The sequence below is a fragment of the Actinomadura napierensis genome (assembly GCF_039529375.1).
GTDB classification, from domain to species: domain Bacteria; phylum Actinomycetota; class Actinomycetes; order Streptosporangiales; family Streptosporangiaceae; genus Spirillospora; species Spirillospora napierensis.
The window spans coordinates 1-928 of record NZ_BAAAMR010000275.1; the positions used below are offsets into that span (position 1 = coordinate 1).

At 35.6% G+C, this 928-nt stretch carries 1 protein-coding gene and 1 pseudogene; both read right to left on the bottom strand.

Going from position 1 to position 928, the window contains the following annotated elements; all coding sequences use genetic code 11:
* Positions 1 to 667: pseudogene (gene znuD2 / locus ABD296_RS49395) on the bottom strand (TonB-dependent receptor ZnuD2); the annotation flags it as partial.
* 127 nt (positions 668 to 794) lie between these two features.
* On the bottom strand, positions 795 to 928 hold a 134-nt coding region (locus ABD296_RS49400), incomplete at its 5' end, for a BrnA antitoxin family protein (protein WP_031974794.1).

Genomic DNA, 928 nt, shown 5'->3' on the forward strand with positions numbered 1-928 from the left:
TATAAGAGCTAGACTGGTAATGAGGAGTTTTATAGTTACCAGCATTACGATATAACCCTTCTGCCCGTAAAGCTACATGTGGGCTTAAGCCAACTGTTACACCTGCTGTGGTCAACTTCTCATTACTGCCAGTATTAAAACGTAATGTAGTATTACCCTCTAATCCGTCTTGAGGCATTTGGGTTGGAATTTTATAGTCAATGACATTGACTACCCCTGCCGCACTATTTGAACTATACAAAAGGGTACTTGCACCACGTATAATTTCAATAGACTTAGCTAAACTTGGTTCAACTGTGACAGCGTGATCTGGGGACATATTAGACATATCCAACACGTCAGCATTATTCTGTAAAACTTTAATACGTTTTCCTTCCTGCCCACGAATAATAGGAGTAGATGCTCCACCTCCATATTGATTAGAATGAATTCCTAATTCCGTACCCAAGGCATCCCCTAGAGTTGTCGAACGCTGTTTAAGTTTACTAGTATCAATAAACTGATTACTAACATTTAGACTTTTGCCTAACAGCTCAGACCCTAACTCATCAGATTGTGCAGTTAATACTATTGTATTTAAGGTAGTAACAGGCCCTTCAGCTGCCAATAAAATTTTCGAGGCCCCTAAAGTAATTAAAGCTAAAAATAGTTTACTTTTATTTAGCATAAAACAACCAAATTTAATGTTATATTATAATATAACACTTAAAAATTTATAAAATCTACTATTTAAATTTTTGAATGGTAATCCCCCCTAAAAATGAAGTCAAAAATGGGAGCCTAAGCTCCCATTCTTATTGATGATTTTTTAATTCTTTTAGCATAGCATCTCGTAAAATTTCATTCATACGTGTTTGATAACCTTTGCCTTGTGCTTTGAACCAAGCAAGTACATCAGCATCTAACCGAATTGAAGTTTGTTGCTTTA